The following is a 17,897-nucleotide window of genomic DNA, read 5'->3' as shown; positions in this document are numbered from 1 at the left end:
GGCACGGCGGCCGTACTGTCACAGTGACGTATCGCCCGCGGGTGTCTGTACCCGGAGAATCCGACCTATCCGGGCGACTGGGACTCCATCATCTCGACGATCCGCTGGAGATCCTCCACCGAGCCGAATTCGACGACGATCTTGCCCTTCCGCTTGCCCAGGCTCACCGTCACGCGGGTGTCGAAAGAGGAGGAGAGCCGTTCCGCGACATCCTGGAGGCCGGGCATCTGAATCGGCTTGCGCTTGGCGGCGGGTGCCGGCTCCGGCTCGCCCTCCCGGTTCGCGAGCGTGACGGCCTCCTCGGTGGCGCGCACCGACAGGCCCTCCGCCACGATCCGGGCGGCCAGCTGTTCCTGTGCTCCGGGACCCGCCTCGAGGGACAGCAACGCCCGGGCGTGGCCGGCCGAGAGCACCCCGGCGGCGACGCGGCGCTGCACGGGGATCGGCAGCTTCAGGAGCCGGATCATGTTCGTCACCACCGGTCGAGAGCGACCGATCCGGGTGGCCAGCTCGTCGTGGGTGACGTTGAACTCCTCGAGGAGCTGCTGATAGGCAGCGGCCTCTTCGAGCGGGTTCAGCTGCACCCGGTGGATGTTCTCCAGCAGCGCGTCGCGAAGCATCGACCCGTCGTTCGTCTCCCGCACGATGGCGGGGATCCGTTCGAGCCCGGCCTCCTGGCTGGCCCGCCACCGGCGTTCGCCCATGACGAGCTGGTAGCGGTCGGCGGCGACCCGGCGGACCACGATGGGCTGCATCAGGCCGAACTCGCGGATCGAGTGGACGAGCTCGCCGAGGGCTTCCTCGTCGAAGACGTGGCGGGGCTGCTTGGGATTCGGCTCGATCTGGGCCGCATCGATCTCGCGGTACACGGCACCGACGGGGGAGAGGTCGGGTCCGTCCGCCACCTCAGCGCCGTTGACCGGCGGCGTGACCGCAGCATCGGTGGACGGCGTCGCAGTGGTCGGCGGATCCGACTTCTCCTGCTTCGCGGGGGCCTCCTGCTTCGCCGGCGCCTCGGGGGTCTCCGGAGCCTCGGGCGCCTCGATGACCGGCGCCGGCTTCACCGCGATCGGTGCGGTCGCATTGCCGATGATGACGTCGGCGGCCGCGCTTCCGAGGCGCGGTCCCGCCTCAGGACCGGTGGGAATCAGCGCGGCGAGGCCCCGCCCGAGTCCGCCCTTGCTTCTCTGGCTCACTGCTGCTCCTGCGAGTTGGTCGTTGCGGTCCGTGCTGCGAGTTCCCGCCCGGCGTCGAGATAGCTCATTGCGCCCCGCGAACCCGGGTCGTAGTCGAGGACGGTCATCCCGAAACCGGGCGCCTCCGACACCTTCACGCTGCGTGGGATGACGGCGCGCAGGACCCTGTCGCCAAAGTGCCTGCGCACCTCCTCGGCGACCTGATCCGCCAGCTTGGTGCGACCGTCGTACATCGTCAGCAGCACTGTCGACACGTGCAGGTCGGGGTTCAGATGGGACTGCACCAGCTCGATGTTGCGGAGCAACTGACCGACACCCTCGAGTGCGTAGTACTCGCACTGGATGGGGATCAGGACCTCGTTCGCAGCCACGAGGGCGTTGACCGTCAGCAGCCCGAGCGAGGGCGGGCAGTCGATCAGGATAAAGTCGGCATCGATCGCGGCCAGCGCCTTCTCGGACAACGCATTCTTCAGCCGACCCTCGCGCGCGACCATGGAGACCAGTTCGATCTCGGCGCCCGCGAGGTCGATCGTCGCCGGGATGCAGAACAGTCCCTCGTGGTGCGGGCTCTGCTGGATGGCCTCGGCGGCGGTGACCTCACCGATCAGCAGCTCGTAGCTCGACGGGGTGCCCGAGTGGTGCGGTACGCCCAGCGCGGTGCTGGCGTTGCCCTGCGGGTCGAGGTCGACGACGAGAACCCGCAGCCCCTGCACGGCCAGGGCCGACGCCAGGTTCACCGCCGACGTGGTCTTGCCGACCCCACCCTTCTGATTCGCGATGGTGAGCATCCGACGGGTCTTCGGCCGGGGGAGGGTCACCGTGTGCGGATGCAGAACCTGGCTGGCCCGCTGTGCTGCGGCACCGATGGGGGTATCCAGCGGGGAGATGCCTGCGTACGCGGCGGCGGGGGCCGCATACGGATTCTCTTTGTTGTCGGTGGTGGAACTCGAGGCGTCGTGAGCTGTTTCACGTGAAACAGTTGATTCGGGTCCACCCGACATAGATTGCTCCTTCACTGGACTTGCCTGCTGGATCGTCGCATTCGCACACGAGCGCGCGGTGACTCCGTCATCGGCGATGAGATCGCCGGGAGACACGCTCCGCCCGAACCACAGTGGTCGGAGTGGGAAGAAGGTCGACACCGCACTCGACGATCTCTAGCTTGCCAGCACCCATGCGGGTTAGGGAAGCGCGATCCCGGGAAATCTCCTCGGCCGCACTGGAACCCTTCATGGCGAGCATCCGACCACCCTCGTGAATCAACGGAATCGACCACCGCGCAAGCTTCTCCAGGGGAGCGACCGCGCGCGAGGTCACGACATCGGCACCCCCGACCTCCTTGATCACGCCCGGCTGCTCCGCGCGACCGCGCACGACGAGGATGTCCAGCCCGACCGATTCGGCGAACTCGGCGAGATAGACCGATCGTCGCAGGAGCGGCTCGACGAGGGTGATCCGGAGATCGGGGCGCGCAATTGCCAGGGGGATGCCGGGGAGCCCGGCGCCGCTGCCGACGTCCACCACCGACTCACCCTCCTCGATCAGCTCGCCGATCACCGCGCAGTTGAGCAGGTGTCGCTCCCACAGCCGGGGGACCTCCCGAGGGCCGATCAGGCCGCGCTCTACGCCGTCGGTGGCGAGCGAAAGATGGTACTTCGCGGCGAGTTCGAGGCGGTCTCCGAAGATCGTGCGAGCGGCGTCAGGCAGGTCCTCGGACTCGATGTGTTCCACGTGAAACATCCTCCCGTGATGCCCGCGATTCCCCAAACCCTGACGATGTGATTCTGCACCGCATCGGGCGCGAAGGCCGGATTACGCGCCGCCGGAAGCGGGGAGTGCGTCACTCAGGTCCGTCCGGATGTCAGCGCGGCGCCGAATTGGGATTCGGACGACAGCCCCACTGCGCCCCGGAACCGGCACCGCCGATGGGCACACGGCCACCCCGGGCGGGATTCGCGGGGAAGACGCCGAGGATCGGCCCGCCCGGAGACCGGGGGAGGGGAGGGGCGACCTGGCCCGCTCGCAGACGATCACGCGACTGAGGTCATCTCGCCCCGGCGGGATCGACGCCGACACCGCGGCTAGGAGAGTGGCTTCCCAGATCCTCCAAGAGGGCAGAACCACACGCGGACCCGGAATCGGGTTCCGCGTGGGGTTGGGCGGACGGCGCCGGGCACCGGCACGGGGCGGACGGGCCGGGGCGTCTCGCGCGCCCCCCCTGGCGGTCGAGTACGGGGCAGAAGCGCGGATGCGTGCTCGAACCGATCGCGGTTCGAGTGGCGGACACGAGCGCTGATCGCATCCCGGCGATCGATGTGGCGGCGTTCGAGCGACTTGGGGGAGCGGGGCGGTTCGTGTTCTCGGTTCCACTCCGCTGGACGGTTCGAATGTTTCACGTGAATCCGGATCGCCTCGGCCGGGCGCCCGTCACGCTATCCGCGCACGACCACCTGGATGCCTCGCCTCGGGTGGATGCCTCGGGCCCACCCGAGTAGCGGCGACACTGTCCGGCCTCTCGCACCACACTTCGCCCCTCGGCCGGGGAGGATTCCGACCCGTCGGTGGATTCACGTGAAACTTCCGGATGCCGCGACAGGGGGCGTTTAGGGACGCCGCCCGCCCGACGGCCGGCCCACGTGAGGTCAACGACTGCAGCTCAGCCGAACCTCGACTTCGCGGCTGCGAAGCGTGCGGGATTCCATCCAATCTCCCGGCAGCAGTTGCCGACGCGATCTGCCGGGAGATCAGGCGCCCCGGGCATGGAGGACCGGCTGGGACGAATCCGAGCGTCCGGAACCCGGTAGCGCCCGCAACCGAACGACCGAGGCAGGCCGGTCGTGCGCGGATTCACGTGAAACATCGGGCCGGTCGCCAGAACACCAGTCGCTTCGGGTCGGGCGAACATCCACGCTGCTCCCGATTTCTCGATCGCCACGATCCGCCGCCCGGGCGCGACGAGGGTGATCACATCAGTAGACGCCCCGCCCCGGTTTCGCCGGGTGCCGTCGACGACGCGCACGTGCCGGGCGCTCGGTCAACGCGCACCGCAGTGGTCGGGCCATTCGACGATCGGCAGTCGCCATCGTGCGCGGATCGCCCGTCGTTCGCCGCGCGGGACGCAGCTCGTTCGTGGTCCGAATCGGGGCGGAGGGATTCACGTGAAACATCCGCCGCGCGCCTGGCGCGGGATCGGCGACGTCCCGGCGCCGGACGCCCGCGCGGAGGTCACCTCGACCGACCGTCCGCCGACTGGCCGCTCCGGTGAAGAGGCGCGGCGGGGGGACACCCGTCTCGGTTCGTCGCGCGGCGTCACCACATCAGGCCTGGATCCGCGATCGACGCCCGCCTCCCGCACCATCTGACTCACGGGTTCGATCTCGATGTTTCACGTGAACCCGAGCAATCAAGATCTCCGCCGGACCCACGTCTTGTCCGTATTCCGTCACCCGGACACACGCAGGGTCGGGAACGAGCACGCCGGCAGGCGAATTGGACCCACACAGCAATGTCGCCTTGTGGGGCAGCTGCCTGGCAACCAGGAATCGCGCCGAATGCCCGATGCCGCATTCTGACCGAGACCGACGCGCGCTCCGCCGCCCCCGATCCAGCCCTTCGGTCCGGCCCTCACCTCGCGGAGTTACGTACTCCGCATCGCCGATCGGGACCGGTGAGGATTCCATCCCGACCAGTCCCGGGCACGAGGCAGAGTCGATCGCCGACTGGGCGGCTCCCATCGGGCGCGACCGATCGGCACTGCGGACGACACAGCTGTTCCCGCGGCGCGGGGGAGGGGAGTGCTTCCCGCGGCCGGCAGCCGCACGTGTCCCGTCGATCCCGGGGCCAAGGGATGGCCGAGCGAGAGAACCGGGCCGCCCGGCGGCGGTCCCGACACGTCGGGCCCCGGGGAGCCGGAGCCCGGCCTCCCGGTGGGGGAGGGGAGGGGTCCGCTGCCGAACCAACGCGCGGCGCAAGCCCGATTTGCCACCCTCGCGTTTCACGTGAAACGGTCGGCGATCCGGCCGCGGATCACGACATCCTCGGTGCGCGGAAAGGACTGCGACGGCCCGACTCATCGCCGCGCAACCGATCCGCGGCGAGCCCCGGACCACGGGGAACGCAATCCACCAACAGATTGATCCACCGAGTGTGGATAACTTGTGGCACCTCCTACTCGCGGGGTCCGTCAGACCGAATGACCAGACGATCGTCCACCCGCATCGAGGGGCGAAGGGTGCACCGGCCCGCCCCGCAGGACACCGACACGGCGTCACCGGAGCGACCCTCGCCGAGGATCGGATCAGCACCGAACGGGCCCGGAATGCCCGGCGGGGGAGAAGGGGCGAACGGTACCGCCGTGACGAGATTCGTCAGCGTGACGAAAGGGCCGTGGTGGCCGAGACGTGGGATGGAACCCGAAAAATCGACCGCGCGAGCCGAATCATTGCCCACCGCCGGTTGGTGCACGACGGGCGCGCCACCCGAAGCTCGCAATGACGTCAGGTAGATCTTGACAAGCAGCAGTCGCCGATGTCAGGATCATCCTGACATCAGGTACCCGCTCTGGAAGGCGAAAACGGATGAGCGATCTCATCGACAGGGCAGTCACGGCAGACGTCGGGGGCGCCTCCGAGGCGGTGGTCGCAGCCGGCGTCCTGGAGGCCGGTCACCAGGCCGACCTCATCGTGGGGACCGGTCCTCTTCCCGGATCCGACGAGTGGCTGGCGGAGGAGGGGACCGACATCCCCGCCGAGAGGCAACTCGCGTGGCAACTCGCCTGTCTCCGCATCCAGTTGGGCGCCGGGATCGATTCCGTCGAGACGGTGATGAGCCTGCGGCGCTGCGGGGCGACGTGGGCCACCATCGGGCGCGCGACGGGGATGACGCGCCAGTCTGCGCACGAGCGGTGGGGGAAGCACGTCGCCGCGATTCTCGATCCCTACGGGTCCGGTATGCCGCCCGCCGTCCCGGATGATAATCCGGTGGCACCCTAGGGAATTCGGGCGCTCAGCCCGCACCTGGAGGCCGGGAAACGACGATGGGCCCCCGCTCGGAAGCGGGGACCCATCAACGTCAGGCCACATCCATCGATGCGGACCGATCAATCCTTGAGAACGACCACACGGCGCGAGGGCTCGGCGCCCTCGCTCTCGCTGGAGACGCCGTCGATCTTGGCGACGGCGTCGTGCACGATCTTGCGCTCGAAGGGGGTCATCGGCGTCAGCGACTCCGGCTCGCCCGACTCCAGCACCCGCTTCGCCGCCGCGACGCCGATCTCGCTGAGCTCGGTCCGACGGCCCGCACGCCAACCCGCGATGTCGAGCATCAGCCGGCTGCGCTCGCCGGTCACCTGCTGCACAGCAAGGCGGGTCAGTTCCTGCAGTGCGTCGAGGACCTCACCCTTGCGGCCCACCAGCTTCGACAGGTCGTCACCGCCGTCGATGCTGACCATCGCGCGGTCACCCTCGACGTCGAGATCGATGTCGCCATCGAAATCGAGGACATCGAGCAGCTGCTCGAGGTAGTCACCCGCGATCTCGCCCTCCTCGATCAGCTCGTCCTCGGCATCGACTGCCTCCGACTCCACGACCTCGGGCTCCACGACCTCGCGCTCGGTCTCGACCACCACGTCCGACACGACCTCGTCTACCCCGTCCTGTCCGATTTCCGGATCATTCGCCATCGTCGTCTACTTTCCTTGAATCAGCGCTTGCGCTTGGGCTTGGTGGTCTTGCCGCGATTTCCTTGCGGGCGCGCCCCCGGCTTCGGGGCCTGGCCGGGGGCCGCGGCGGTACCGCTACCCGCGTCGGCCTCATCTGCCGGCTCGGTGTCGGGGGAGGACTCGGCCACGGTCGCGGACTTACGCTTCTTCGCCTGGTCCGGTCGTGCACCGGGCTTCGGTGCGTTGTCGGCGCGACGTTCGAGCGCTGCCTTCTTCTTCTCCTCTTCCTCCGCATCGATGCGACGGAAGACCAAGTGCTGCTGCGCGTAGGTCCAGATGTTGTTGGCCACCCAGTACAGCAGGATGGCGATCATCAGGAACGGACCACCGACGAGCACACCGAGCGGGAAGACCCACAGCGCAAGCTTGTTCATGATCGCGGACTGCGGGTTGGCCGCGGCGGCCTCGCTCTGCCGGGCAACCGAGGCACGCGAGTTGAAGTGCGTGGCGATGGACGCGATCACCATCAGCGGGATCGCGACGGCCGCGATGTTGAGCACGGTCGGGACGGTGCCGTACTGACCGAACGTCTCGAGCTGTGCCTGGGGCGTGGTGATGGCCACCGAGATCGGCGCGCCGAACAGTCGGGCCTCGAGGAACGACTGGACGTCTGCGGGGCTGAAGAAGTAGTTCGCGGTGTTGGCGTTCTCCTCCACCGACATGCCGAGCTGGCCGTAGCCGGTGCCGGTGCGGTTGAACGAACGGAGCACGTGGAACAGGCCGATGAAGACGGGGGCCTGTAGCAGTACCGGAAGGCAACCCATGATCGGGTTGAAGCCGTGTTCCTTCTGCAGTTTCTGCATCTCCAGCGCCATCCGCTGGCGATCCTTGGAGTACTTCTTCTGCAGCGCCTTGATCTGGGGCTGCAGCTCCTGCATCTGGCGGGTGGTGCGCACCTGCTTGACGAAGGGCTTGTACAGAATGGCACGCAGCGTGAACACGAGGAACATGACGGACAGCGCCCACGTGATGCCGCTGTTCGGCCCCAGGAACGGGATCGCGCCGAACACCTTGTGCCAGACCCACAGGATCCCGGACACCGGATAGTAGATGAAGTCGAGCACGGCTCTATGTACTCCTCTGTTCGTCCACTTCGATCAGACAGTGGGGTTGCTTGCCAGTATCTCTACCGGATCGCGCGGCACCGACGGTCGCAAGGGTTTCCTCACGACGGGGCCTGCGCGACGGAACAGGATCCCAGCCTCCAGGGTGCCAGGGCGCGCATTTGAGAAGGCGCACCGTGGTCAGTCCGAGGCCGATCACGACTCCGCGCTCACGCAGGGCGTCGACCGCGTACTCGCTGCAGGTGGGGGTGAACCGGCAGGTCGGCAGGCGCAGGGGCGACACATAGCTGCGATACAGCTCGATGACGAAGATGAGTGTTCGCGCGGGGGCACGCCGCACCGCCGTCCACCAGGACGGGGGGCCACCAGAAGCTTCGGTCATACCGAATTACCCACGCTGACAAGAAGGTTGAGTTTACGAAGACCGGACCTCAACTGCCGGTCCAGGTCCGCGGAGGACGCGGTCGCGGCGCCGGGAAGCGCACGGATCACCACGTTGACACCCTCGGGCATCTCGTGCACGAGGCCCGCACAGATATGACGAAGCCGGCGTGCGACTCGATGTCGAATCACCGCCGGCCCGACAGCCTTGCTTACCACCAGTCCGAATCGCGGACCCGGGTCACTCACCAGTGCGTCAGCATTCGCCCCGGCGAGAGCGTGGACAACCACATCTCGCCGGGCCGCCCGCTGACCTCGCCGAACGGTGGACGCGAAGTCCGCCTTCCGACGCAACCGGTGCGGCTCAGGTAGCACCCCGAGCTCCCGAAGTCTGGATCAGGCGGTGAGGGTAGCGCGGCCCTTTTGGCGACGCGCAGAAACGATGGCGCGCCCGGCACGGGTACGCATACGGAGACGGAAGCCGTGAACACGCGCGCGGCGTCGGTTGTTCGGCTGGAACGTCCGCTTGCCCTTGGCCACGGTGAACACTCCTCATAGATAATCGGCGCCGTTCGACGCCATCTGTAACTGAAATTTGGTGGTCCCCGGCGACGAAATCCCGGCGGATGACCAGCAGACCGAGATGGCCAGCAGGCAACCGCCACCTCGACTTCGGGTGACTGTACGAGGGTACGCAGCGCCGGACGCAAGGTCAAACCCGGACGCCCAGGGACACGCCACGCCCCCGAGGATGCTTGTGTTCGACCGCCGAGTGTGCCGTCGACCCGCCCGCCCGAACCGCAACCACCGCGGCCCGGCCCTGTAAGCCAACTAACACGCACGAATCCGCGAATCGGCCCGGACACCGCCCCTCGGCCGAACGACAGGATCGGCCGACCGCGGCCATCGTCGCAGGTGAGGTACGTGCAGTTCAAGATCAACCGCGCAAGGGGCGGCCTCTACTCACAGCCCTGTGCTTTATCCACATCTGTGGATAATTGTGTGGAATTACAGATCAGGTGGCATATTCGTATCTCTGTGCGGGGAAGTTATCCCCAGGGTGGGAGAGCTCGGCCAACATCGTGATGAGCCCTGTATGTCTCCCTCCCACACCGATGTGGGGAGGGACGAGTTGACCGAGGAAGCAATCACCCTGGAACAGGTCTGGGTGGATGTGCTCACCGAGTTGACGTCGGATGAACCCCCCGAAGGCGGGCCGCAGCTGACCAAGGCGCAGAAGGCCATGCTGGCGCTGGTGCGTCCGCTGACCCTGGCACAGGGATTCGCGTTGCTCTCGGTCCCGTCGTCCTTCGTCCAGGAGGCGATCGAGCGCGACCTGCGCGAACCGATCCTGCAGGCACTCAACCGGCACATCGCCGCGGGCGTCGAAGGACTCGGTGTCCGGATCGCGCCGCCGTCGGCCGACCCGGTCGAATCGGTTTCGGTCGCACCCGCCTCCCCGACGCCACCGGTCGCCGAGGAGGCGTCGGGCGAGCCGTCCACCCCCAGCGTGCCGACGTTCCGCCGCCGGCGGCTCAGCGCGGCCGAGTCCGAGTCGTCCGATTCCGAGACGCTGGACTACGAGGAGTTCGACGAGGACCGCGAGGCCATCGCAAGCGTCAACGAATCGTGGCCCTCGTACTTCACCAAGCCGCCCGCCGACGCTCCCGCCGCCTCCGGCGGGAACAGCCTGAACGCGAAGTACACCTTCGACACCTTTGTCATCGGCGCGTCGAACCGGTTTGCCCACGCCGCCGCGGTCGCCATCGCCGAGGCGCCCGCCCGTGCCTACAACCCGCTGTTCGTCTGGGGTGCCTCGGGTCTGGGCAAGACCCACCTGCTGCACGCCGCCGGTCACTACGCGCAGCGGCTGTTCCCCGGGATGCGGGTCAAGTACGTCTCCACCGAGGAATTCACCAACGACTTCATCAACAGCCTCCGTGACGACCGCAAGGTCGCCTTCAAGCGCCGGTACCGCGAGACCGATGTGCTGCTCGTCGATGACATCCAATTCATCGAGGGCAAGGAGGGTATCCAGGAGGAGTTCTTCCACACCTTCAACACCCTCCACAACGCGAACAAGCAGATCGTTGTGTCCTCGGACCGCCCGCCGAAGCAGCTGGCGACCCTGGAAGACCGACTCCGGACCCGGTTCGAGTGGGGCCTCATCACCGATGTCCAGCCGCCCGAGCTCGAGACGCGCATCGCGATCCTCAGCAAGAAGGCGCGGATGGACCGCCTCGACGTGCCGCACGACGTCCTCGAGCTGATCGCCAGCCGGATCGAGCGCAACATCCGCGAACTCGAGGGCGCGCTCATCCGCGTCACCGCGTTCGCGTCGCTGAACCGGCAGCCGCTCGACCTGACCCTGGCCGAGGTGGTCCTCCGCGACCTGATGCCGGATTCGACGAGTCTCGAGATCAACGCGGCGACCATCATGGCGGTGACCGCCGAGTACTTCACCATCAGCATCGAGGACCTGTGCGGTCCCGGCAAGGCCCGCCCGCTCGCCCAGGCCCGACAGATCGCGATGTACCTGTGCCGCGAGCTGACCGACCTCTCGCTACCGAAAATCGGTCAGACCTTCGGCCGCGATCACACCACGGTGATGTACGCGGACAAGAAGATCCGCAAGGAGATGACCGAACGCCGGAAGGTATACGACCAGGTCCAGGAGCTGACGGCCCGGGTCAAACAGCGTTCCAAGCGCTGACGCTCGTCCCGCCACGGCGGCGTCGCGAGCGAAAGCCGGACTACCCGCACGGCACCCGCAGGTAGTCCGGCCGCGGAACAGGTAGTGCACTACGCGTGCGCCCCGCCCCCACGATGACGACCATCGTTATAGGTGGGGCGTGCGCCGCAGGGGGTCGCACGCCCCACACCTTTATCTGCCGGATTCGTGTCACCCGGGCAGTTCCGTGTCGTCGCCGGAATGACAGCCCTCCACCGAACCGGTAATTCAGCCGCCTCGACGCATTCGACCGTTCCCGTGGCCTGTCCTCGGACCCGCCGCGCCCACGACTCGCCGTCTTTTGTGATCTTCATGAAAACTACTCACACCTGTGGACAAACCTGTGGACAACCCCGTGAACCTGTGGATGAACCGGGACCGAGTCGTGAACAACAAAATCTCATCCACAGCGGACCCCCATCTGTCCACGTTTCGTACCTGGACTGATCCCCACGGCGCCACACCGGCGGACCAGCGGATTACACACTTCGTCCACAGAATCCACAGTGCCTATTACTACTGCTGATCTCTACTTGTAATTCGCTCTTTGAAAACAGGTCCTGTGGACCACGGCTGCTCACACCCAACCGAACCGGCCGGCTGACCCCGGTTCCGGCGTGGCTTTCGGCTTTCAACTTCGCCGCGAAGGGCATACGGTGTGCTTCTGCCGTGTCACACTGCTGGCATCCGCAGATATCCATGCCTACGGAGAGGATCAGCCGAGCGATGGAGCTTGGAAGTATGAAGTTTCGTGTCGCTCGGGAGGATTTCGCGGATTCCGTCGCGTGGGTGGCCCGCAGCCTCCCGTCCAGGCCTCCGGTACCTGTTCTCGGTGGTGTGCTGATCGCGGCCGACGACCAGGGTCTGACGATCTCCGGCTTCGACTACGAGGTTTCCGCGCAGGTCCGGATCTCCGCCGAGGTCTCCGTTCCAGGAAAATCCCTGGTCTCCGGAAAGCTGCTCGCAGACATCACCCGCTCGCTGCCTGCGAAGCCGGTCGACGTCACCGTCGACGGCACCCGAGTTCTCATTTCCTGTGGCAGCGCCAAGTTCTCGCTGCCCACAATGCCGGTCGAGGACTACCCCCAGCTGCCTGAACTGCCACAGCAGACCGGATCGTTGCCGGTCGACGTCTTCTCCGAGGCCATCAGCCAGGTCGCGATCGCCGCGGGCAAGGACGACACCCTGCCCATGCTGACCGGCATCCGGGTCGAGATCGAGGGCACCAACGTGGTGCTCGCGGCGACCGACCGGTTCCGTCTCGCGGTCCGGCAGATCGAGTGGACCCCGGCGAACCCCGACACCTCCGCGGCCGTCCTGATCCCGGCGAAAACCCTCTCCGAATCCGCGAAAACCCTTGGTGGAGTCTCGAGTTCGCCCGTTGAGCTGGCATTTGGCGTGGGTTCCTCGGTCGGATCCGAGGGTCTGCTCGGAATTGTCGGCGAGGGCAGGCGCACCACCACCCGCCTACTCGACGCCGAGTTCCCGAAGTTCCGCCAGCTGCTGCCGACGGAGCACACCGCCATCGCCACCGTCGAGGTGACGCCGCTGGTCGAGGCAATCAAGCGTGTGTCCCTCGTCGCCGAGCGGGGTGCCCAGGTCCGGATGCAGTTCTCCGCGGACGGACTGCTGCTCGCCGCCGGTGGCGATGATGCCGGCCGCGCCGAGGAGGCGCTCGAGGCACAGTTCCTGGGCGAACCCCTCACCATCGCCTTCAACCCGGGGTACCTGATCGACGGCCTCGGTTCGCTGCACACCGAACGGGTCTCGTTCGGGTTCACCACTCCCAGCAGGCCCGCGGTGCTGAGACCGGCCCCCGAAGAGGAGCCGGTGCCGAGTGAATCCGGCACGTTCGCTGCGCCCGAAACCGATTACACCTACCTGCTGATGCCCGTCCGCCTGCCCGGCTGACCCGGAAAGGCCGCCGTAGCAGCACCGACCGCGAGTGAAGGGACACCGAACAATGCAGCTGGGACTGGTCGGTCTGGGCAAGATGGGTTTCAACATGCGCGATCGACTGCGCACGCACGGTCACGAGGTGATCGGTTACGACCCCCGTCCCGAGGTGACCGACGTCGAGTCGTTGGCCGCACTGGCCGGCGCGCTGCAGGCACCCAGGGTGGTCTGGGTAATGGTCCCCTCCGGCACGGTGACCCGCGAGACCATCACGGCGCTGGCCACCGTCCTCGACGACGGCGACCTGGTGATCGACGGCGGCAATTCCCGCTTCACCGAAGACAAGATCCATGCCGACCTACTGGCCGAACACGGCATCGGGTACCTCGATTGTGGTGTGTCCGGTGGCATTTGGGGTCTGGAGAACGGATACGGCCTGATGGTCGGCGGCTCGGACGAGGATGTCGCCCGAGTGATGCCGATCTTCGATGCCCTCCGGCCCGAGGGTGAGCGGGCGGATGGATTCGTCCACGCCGGCCCCGTCGGCGCCGGGCATTACTCGAAGATGATCCACAACGGCATCGAGTACGGCCTGATGCATGCCTATGCCGAGGGCTTCGAACTGCTCGAGGCGGAGGACCTGGTCACCGATGTGCACGGCGTCCTGCGGGCCTGGACCAAAGGCACCGTCGTCCGTTCCTGGTTGCTCGATCTCCTGGTCAAGGCACTGGACGAAGACCCCAATTTTGCTGAAATCTCCGGTTACACAGAGGATTCCGGCGAAGGTCGCTGGACCGTCGAGGAAGCGATCAACCATGCCGTGCCTGCCCCGGTGATCTCCGCGGCGCTGTTCGCCCGGTTCGCCTCGCGGCAGTCGGACTCGCCCGCGATGAAGGCCGTCTCGGCGCTGCGCAACCAGTTCGGTGGTCACGCGGTACAGCGGGTGTCGGAATCCGGATAGGTGTTCGTTCGTAAGTTCACGCTCCGGGATTTCCGTTCCTGGGACGCCATCGCGCTGGAACCCGGACCCGGGGTGACCCTGTTCGTCGGGCCGAACGGGCACGGCAAGACCAACCTGCTCGAGGCACTCGGCTACCTGTCCTCGCTGTCCTCGCACCGGGTATCCACCGATGCTCCGCTCATCCGGGCGGGCGCGACCCAGGCCCAGATCGGTGCGGCGGTCGTCAACGACGGCCGCGAGCTGGCGATCGACCTCGAGATCAACGACGGCCGGGCCAACCGCGCGCGGATGAACGGATCGCCGCTGCGGCGTCCGCGCGAGATCCTCGGCGTTCTGCGGAGCGTGCTGTTCGCGCCCGAGGACCTGTCCATGGTGCGGGGCGACCCGGGGGATCGGCGCCGCTATCTCGACGAACTGCTCTGCTCCCGGTTGCCACGGATGGCCGCGGTCAAGGCGGACTACGAGAAGGTGCTGCGGCAGCGATCAGCCCTGCTCAAGACCGCGGGCGGCGCGTTACGGCGCGGCACCCGATCCACCGACGGAGCGAGTGCCCTTGCTACCCTTGATGTTTGGGACGGGCATCTCGCGGCGCACGGGGCCGAACTGCTGGCAGGCCGGTTGCGGTTGGTCGCCGAGTTGGGCCCGCATGTCGCGAGCTCCTATCGCGGCATCGCCCCGGAGTCCCGGCCGGCGGCGATCCGCTACCGCAGCAGCCTCGGCGACTCGATGCCGCCCGAGCTCGTCGATCCGGACCACCACTGGATCAGGGACGACACCGAGTTGCTCGAGGCGAGCTTCCTCAACGAGCTGGCCGTGTCGAGGCAGCGCGAGATCGATCGCGGGGTGTGTCTGGTCGGGCCGCACCGCGACGACCTCGAGCTCCATCTCGGCGATCAGCCGGCCAAGGGCTTCGCCAGTCACGGCGAGTCCTGGTCGTTCGCCCTCTCGCTGCGGCTCGCGGCGTTCGCGTTGTTGCGCGCCGACGGCGCCGATCCGGTGCTGATGCTCGACGATGTCTTCGCCGAGCTCGACCGCACCCGGCGGACCGCGCTGGCCGCGGTGGCGGCGGATGCGGAGCAGGTACTCATCACCGCGGCCGTCGCGGAGGACGTGCCCGCCGAACTGGATGCGCGACGGTTCGGCATCGAGGCGGTCAGCACCGCGGCCGGGAGAATCTCACGACTCGTGTGAGCTGCCCCTATCATCGACGGACGAACGGAGGCGAGCACGGATGACAGACGAGTCGACCCCGGCCGGGGGTGCGGGGCCGGAACCGGCGCAGCCCGCGAGCGCCGAACCGGTGCCCGAGCTGCGCGGAATCGACCTCGCCCGGCGGGCGCTGGAAGAGGCGCGCGCGGCCGCGAAGGCGAGTGGGAAGTCCGTCGGGCAGGGCAGGTCCTCGCCGAAGCCGCGGCTGCGAGCCGGCACCGGTCGACGGGGCTGGTCGGGCGCGGGGCCGGACGGACGGGATCCGCAGCCGTTCGGGGCGTTGACGGGCTTGGTCGCGAAGAACCGGGGCTGGTCGCCGCGGGTGGCCGAGGGCACGGTCCTCGGCCGTTGGCCGCAGGTGGTCGGCGAGGACATCTCGGCGCATGCGGAACCGGTCGCGCTGCGCGAGGGCGTGCTGAGCATTTCCGCCGAGTCGACGGCCTGGGCCACCCAGCTGCGGATGATGCAGTCCCAGATCCTGGCGAAGATCGCCGCTGCGGTCGGCGACGGGATCGTGACGAGCCTGCGGATCACCGGCCCGAGCGCTCCGAGCTGGCGCAAGGGGGAACGGCACATCAAGGGCCGCGGGCCGCGGGACACCTACGGCTGATCGACCCCTAGATGTACGTATAACTCCGTGTTACGGTTACTTCGCCATACAGTGAATGACCCGTGTCACAGGCATCCCGGGATCGGGTGCCGGAGGAGATTCCGATGTCCATCGAGAGCGCGCACCTCACCGAGCCGGATCACATCCTTTTGCAGGCCCGTGATGTGGAGTTCGACTGGTCGGACCTGCCGATGCACTGGATCCCGGGGGATCCGTTCACCACCCACGTCTTCAACGTGTTGCACCTGCTGCTCCCCGCGGGGGAGGACTGGTTCGTCGAGACGTTCAAGGAAGCGCTGCCGCTGATCGAGGACGAGAAGTTGCGGGACGACGTCGCCGGCTTCATCGGCCAGGAGGCCATGCACTCGCAGTCGCATGCAGGCGTCCTCGAGCACCTCAAGAAGCAGGGCCTCGATCCCACCCCCTTCACGTCCCAGATGGAATGGGTGTTCTTCCGGCTGCTCGGACCGCGGCCGTTCACCGCCCGGCGCAAGGAGAACTACCTGATCGAGCGCCTCGCCCTGATCGCGGCGATCGAACACATCACCGCCTTCCTCGGCGACTGGGTGCTCAACGCCAAGGGGTTGGACCGGGCGAATCCGCACCCGACCATGCTCGACCTGCTGCGCTGGCACGGATCGGAGGAGGTCGAGCACCGCAGCGTCGCGTATGACCTGATGCGCTACTTCGACAAGCGTGAATCCCGACGTCTCCGCACCCAGCTCGTGGCCACCCCGGCGATCGTGTACCTCTGGGTTCGGGGCACACGGTTCCTGATGGCGAACGACCCCGAGCTCGCCCAGTGGGCGCCGCACCGGCGCAAGCCGCACCTCTCCGATTACCTGGCCGCGGGCAGGCGAGGCGTCCTGCCCGGCCCGAGGGAGCTCGCCGTGCGGATGGGCCGCTACTTCAGCCGCTCGTACCACCCGTCGCAGGAGGGATCCACCGCGCAGGCCGTCGCCTACCTCGCCTCCTCGCCCGCCGCCCAGACCGCGGCCAAGTAGCGCCGCGATGACGACGATGAGCGCGGAACGGGCACGCAGCATCGAGGGCAGGCCGCGGGACCTGCGCGGACGCGATCGGAACGACCGGGTGATGTCGATCCTCGGTTCGGTCGTGGACAGGTACCTCGGGGTGGTGGCCCGCTTCGACTACAAGCCGGAGCACGCCGGCCACAACCCGGACACCGCGATGACCCTGGTGGTGTCGGACCGGACGATCGTGGCCCAGGACGAGAACGTCGCGGCGCTGACCTTCGCCGCACCGGACGGCGCCGAGCTGCCGGCGTGGCAGCCCGGCTGCCATCTGGACTTCCACCTCCCGTCCGGGCGTCGCAGGCAGTACTCGCTCTGCGGGGACCCGGCGGACCGGACCCATTACCGCATCGCGGTGCGCTCCATTCCGGACGGCGGCGGCGGCTCGATCGAGATGCACGGCCTGCAGCCGGGTACCACGGTGACCGTCCGCGGGCCCCGCAACGGGTTCCCGTTCGTCGGTGAGGGAAAGGCGCTGTTCATCGCGGGCGGCATCGGCATCACACCGATCGTGGCGATGGTGCGGGCCGCACGCGAGATCGGGATGGACTGGCAGTTCGTCTACTCCGGCCGTTCGCGAGAGTCGATGCCTTTCCTGGACGAGATCGAATCATGGGATCCTGCAAGGGTTTTCGTAAGACCGGACGATGAGTACGGAATCCCGACCGAGGAGGATCTGCTGGGTCGTGCGGCCGCGGGCGGGGCCGTCTACTGCTGTGGGCCGACCCCGATGCTCGAGACCGTGCGGAGGGCTTTCGTGAACAGCCCCGCGACCTCGCTGCACTTCGAGAGATTCGGTGCGCCACCGGTTTTGGACGGAACCGAGTTCGAGGTCCAGCTCGCGAGCACGGGCGAGATACTGGCAGTGCCCGCCGACGAATCCGCCCTGTCGGTGATCAAGCAGCGGCTGCCCGGGGTCGGGTACTCGTGCCAGCAGGGTTTCTGCGGCACCTGCAAGGTCCGGGTCATCTCGGGCGAGCCGGACCATCGCGAGACCCGTCTGACCGACGAGGAGCGCGAGGATTCGATGCTGATCTGTGTGTCCCGATCGACCGGGTCCGAGCTCCTGGTCCTCGATCTCTGACGGTAAGGACTA

The 17,897-nt window shown here is 67.5% G+C and carries 17 protein-coding genes; 9 read left to right on the top strand and 8 right to left on the bottom strand.

The annotated features are described in order from the left end of the window. Nucleotides 1–65: 65 nt before the first annotated feature. The 3 genes from FCG67_RS04090 to rsmG form a co-directional block, all read right to left on the bottom strand. Nucleotides 66–1,196 carry a ParB/RepB/Spo0J family partition protein gene (locus FCG67_RS04090; protein WP_136907406.1) on the bottom strand — a complete coding sequence of 377 codons (1,131 nt, stop codon included), beginning with the start codon at nucleotides 1,194–1,196 and terminating at the stop codon, nucleotides 66–68. Further along, nucleotides 1,193–2,197 (bottom strand): ParA family protein, encoded by a 1,005-nt coding sequence (locus FCG67_RS04085; RefSeq protein WP_136907404.1) that lies wholly within the window; start codon nucleotides 2,195–2,197, stop codon nucleotides 1,193–1,195. Before FCG67_RS04085 ends, FCG67_RS04090 begins: the two co-directional genes overlap by 4 nt. 67 nt (nucleotides 2,198–2,264) lie before the next feature. After that, nucleotides 2,265–2,936, bottom strand: a complete 672-nt coding sequence (rsmG, locus tag FCG67_RS04080; RefSeq protein WP_136907402.1) for a 16S rRNA (guanine(527)-N(7))-methyltransferase RsmG — start codon at nucleotides 2,934–2,936, stop codon at nucleotides 2,265–2,267. 1,418 nt (nucleotides 2,937–4,354) lie between these two features. Between rsmG and FCG67_RS04075 the strand changes: the two genes are divergently transcribed. Together FCG67_RS04075 and FCG67_RS04070 are read left to right on the top strand one after the other, a co-directional pair. Further along, the gene (locus FCG67_RS04075; RefSeq protein ID WP_136907400.1) at nucleotides 4,355–4,558 is read left to right on the top strand and encodes a hypothetical protein; all 204 of its coding nucleotides are present in this window, start codon (nucleotides 4,355–4,357) and stop codon (nucleotides 4,556–4,558) included. Between the two features lie 1,215 nt (nucleotides 4,559–5,773). Continuing rightward, nucleotides 5,774–6,187, top strand: a complete 414-nt coding sequence (locus tag FCG67_RS04070) for a hypothetical protein (RefSeq protein ID WP_136907398.1) — start codon at nucleotides 5,774–5,776, stop codon at nucleotides 6,185–6,187. Nucleotides 6,188–6,294: 107 nt separating this feature from the next. Here the strand turns inward: FCG67_RS04070 and FCG67_RS04065 are convergent, their stop codons facing one another. The 5 genes from FCG67_RS04065 to rpmH are packed head-to-tail and all read right to left on the bottom strand — an operon-like array spanning nucleotide 6,295 to nucleotide 8,900. Beyond that, nucleotides 6,295–6,876, bottom strand: a complete 582-nt coding sequence (locus tag FCG67_RS04065) for a Jag family protein (protein ID WP_136907396.1) — start codon at nucleotides 6,874–6,876, stop codon at nucleotides 6,295–6,297. A 20-nt stretch (nucleotides 6,877–6,896) separates the two neighbouring features. Further along, complete coding sequence (gene yidC, locus FCG67_RS04060) at nucleotides 6,897–7,979, bottom strand: membrane protein insertase YidC (RefSeq protein ID WP_077039935.1); 1,083 nt, start codon at nucleotides 7,977–7,979, stop codon at nucleotides 6,897–6,899. 4 nt (nucleotides 7,980–7,983) lie between these two features. Next, entirely contained in the window at nucleotides 7,984–8,361 is a 378-nt protein-coding gene (gene yidD / locus FCG67_RS04055; protein ID WP_136907394.1) for a membrane protein insertion efficiency factor YidD, read from the bottom strand. Next, a complete protein-coding gene (gene rnpA / locus FCG67_RS04050; RefSeq protein WP_077039933.1) occupies nucleotides 8,358–8,735 on the bottom strand; it encodes a ribonuclease P protein component in 378 nt (125 codons plus the stop codon). Before rnpA ends, yidD begins: the two co-directional genes overlap by 4 nt. A gap of 21 nt (nucleotides 8,736–8,756) precedes the next feature. Next, nucleotides 8,757–8,900: a 50S ribosomal protein L34 gene (rpmH, locus tag FCG67_RS04045; RefSeq protein WP_077043345.1), complete on the bottom strand. Its 144-nt coding sequence runs from the start codon at nucleotides 8,898–8,900 to the stop codon at nucleotides 8,757–8,759. Between the two features lie 592 nt (nucleotides 8,901–9,492). On the opposite strand from rpmH, the gene dnaA reads away from it, so the two are divergent. The 7 genes from dnaA (at nucleotide 9,493) to FCG67_RS04010 (ending at nucleotide 17,885) form a co-directional block, all read left to right on the top strand. Beyond that, nucleotides 9,493–11,073 (top strand): chromosomal replication initiator protein DnaA, encoded by a 1,581-nt coding sequence (dnaA, locus tag FCG67_RS04040; protein WP_246044830.1) that lies wholly within the window; start codon nucleotides 9,493–9,495, stop codon nucleotides 11,071–11,073. A 744-nt stretch (nucleotides 11,074–11,817) separates the two neighbouring features. Further along, nucleotides 11,818–13,002 carry a DNA polymerase III subunit beta gene (gene dnaN / locus FCG67_RS04035; protein WP_136907390.1) on the top strand — a complete coding sequence of 395 codons (1,185 nt, stop codon included), beginning with the start codon at nucleotides 11,818–11,820 and terminating at the stop codon, nucleotides 13,000–13,002. A 34-nt stretch (nucleotides 13,003–13,036) separates the two neighbouring features. Continuing rightward, on the top strand, nucleotides 13,037–13,948 hold the full coding sequence (gene gnd / locus FCG67_RS04030) for a phosphogluconate dehydrogenase (NAD(+)-dependent, decarboxylating) (RefSeq protein ID WP_342775451.1): 912 nt from the start codon (nucleotides 13,037–13,039) through the stop codon (nucleotides 13,946–13,948). Next, nucleotides 13,949–15,139, top strand: coding sequence for a DNA replication/repair protein RecF (recF, locus tag FCG67_RS04025; RefSeq protein ID WP_136907386.1), 1,191 nt, complete (start codon nucleotides 13,949–13,951; stop codon nucleotides 15,137–15,139). It begins immediately after the preceding gene. 40 nt (nucleotides 15,140–15,179) lie between these two features. After that, the gene (locus FCG67_RS04020; protein WP_136907384.1) at nucleotides 15,180–15,767 is read left to right on the top strand and encodes a DUF721 family protein; all 588 of its coding nucleotides are present in this window, start codon (nucleotides 15,180–15,182) and stop codon (nucleotides 15,765–15,767) included. Between the two features lie 104 nt (nucleotides 15,768–15,871). Beyond that, nucleotides 15,872–16,771 (top strand): metal-dependent hydrolase, encoded by a 900-nt coding sequence (locus FCG67_RS04015; RefSeq protein ID WP_136907382.1) that lies wholly within the window; start codon nucleotides 15,872–15,874, stop codon nucleotides 16,769–16,771. A 7-nt stretch (nucleotides 16,772–16,778) separates the two neighbouring features. Next, the gene (locus tag FCG67_RS04010; protein ID WP_136907380.1) at nucleotides 16,779–17,885 is read left to right on the top strand and encodes a PDR/VanB family oxidoreductase; all 1,107 of its coding nucleotides are present in this window, start codon (nucleotides 16,779–16,781) and stop codon (nucleotides 17,883–17,885) included. Nucleotides 17,886–17,897: the final 12 nt, after the last annotated feature.

It is taken from the genome of Rhodococcus oryzae (genome assembly GCF_005049235.1).
Lineage (GTDB): Bacteria > Actinomycetota > Actinomycetes > Mycobacteriales > Mycobacteriaceae > Rhodococcus_G > Rhodococcus_G oryzae.
The sequence above is the reverse complement of the archived record's forward strand: the minus strand, read 5'-3'. Positions and strand labels throughout refer to the sequence as shown.

What these genes read in the sequence shown, in the direction of transcription:
- FCG67_RS04085 (WP_136907404.1), bottom strand. Translation starts at nt 2,197, where the DNA reads ATGTCGGGTGGACCCGAATCAACTGTTTCACGTGAAACAGCTCACGAC.
- rsmG (WP_136907402.1), bottom strand. Translation starts at nt 2,936, where the DNA reads ATGTTTCACGTGGAACACATCGAGTCCGAGGACCTGCCTGACGCCGCT.
- FCG67_RS04070 (WP_136907398.1), top strand. Translation starts at nt 5,774, where the DNA reads ATGAGCGATCTCATCGACAGGGCAGTCACGGCAGACGTCGGGGGCGCC.
- FCG67_RS04065 (WP_136907396.1), bottom strand. Translation starts at nt 6,876, where the DNA reads ATGGCGAATGATCCGGAAATCGGACAGGACGGGGTAGACGAGGTCGTG.
- yidD (WP_136907394.1), bottom strand. Translation starts at nt 8,361, where the DNA reads ATGACCGAAGCTTCTGGTGGCCCCCCGTCCTGGTGGACGGCGGTGCGG.
- dnaN (WP_136907390.1), top strand. Translation starts at nt 11,818, where the DNA reads ATGGAGCTTGGAAGTATGAAGTTTCGTGTCGCTCGGGAGGATTTCGCG.
- FCG67_RS04020 (WP_136907384.1), top strand. Translation starts at nt 15,180, where the DNA reads ATGACAGACGAGTCGACCCCGGCCGGGGGTGCGGGGCCGGAACCGGCG.
- FCG67_RS04015 (WP_136907382.1), top strand. Translation starts at nt 15,872, where the DNA reads ATGTCCATCGAGAGCGCGCACCTCACCGAGCCGGATCACATCCTTTTG.
- FCG67_RS04010 (WP_136907380.1), top strand. Translation starts at nt 16,779, where the DNA reads ATGACGACGATGAGCGCGGAACGGGCACGCAGCATCGAGGGCAGGCCG.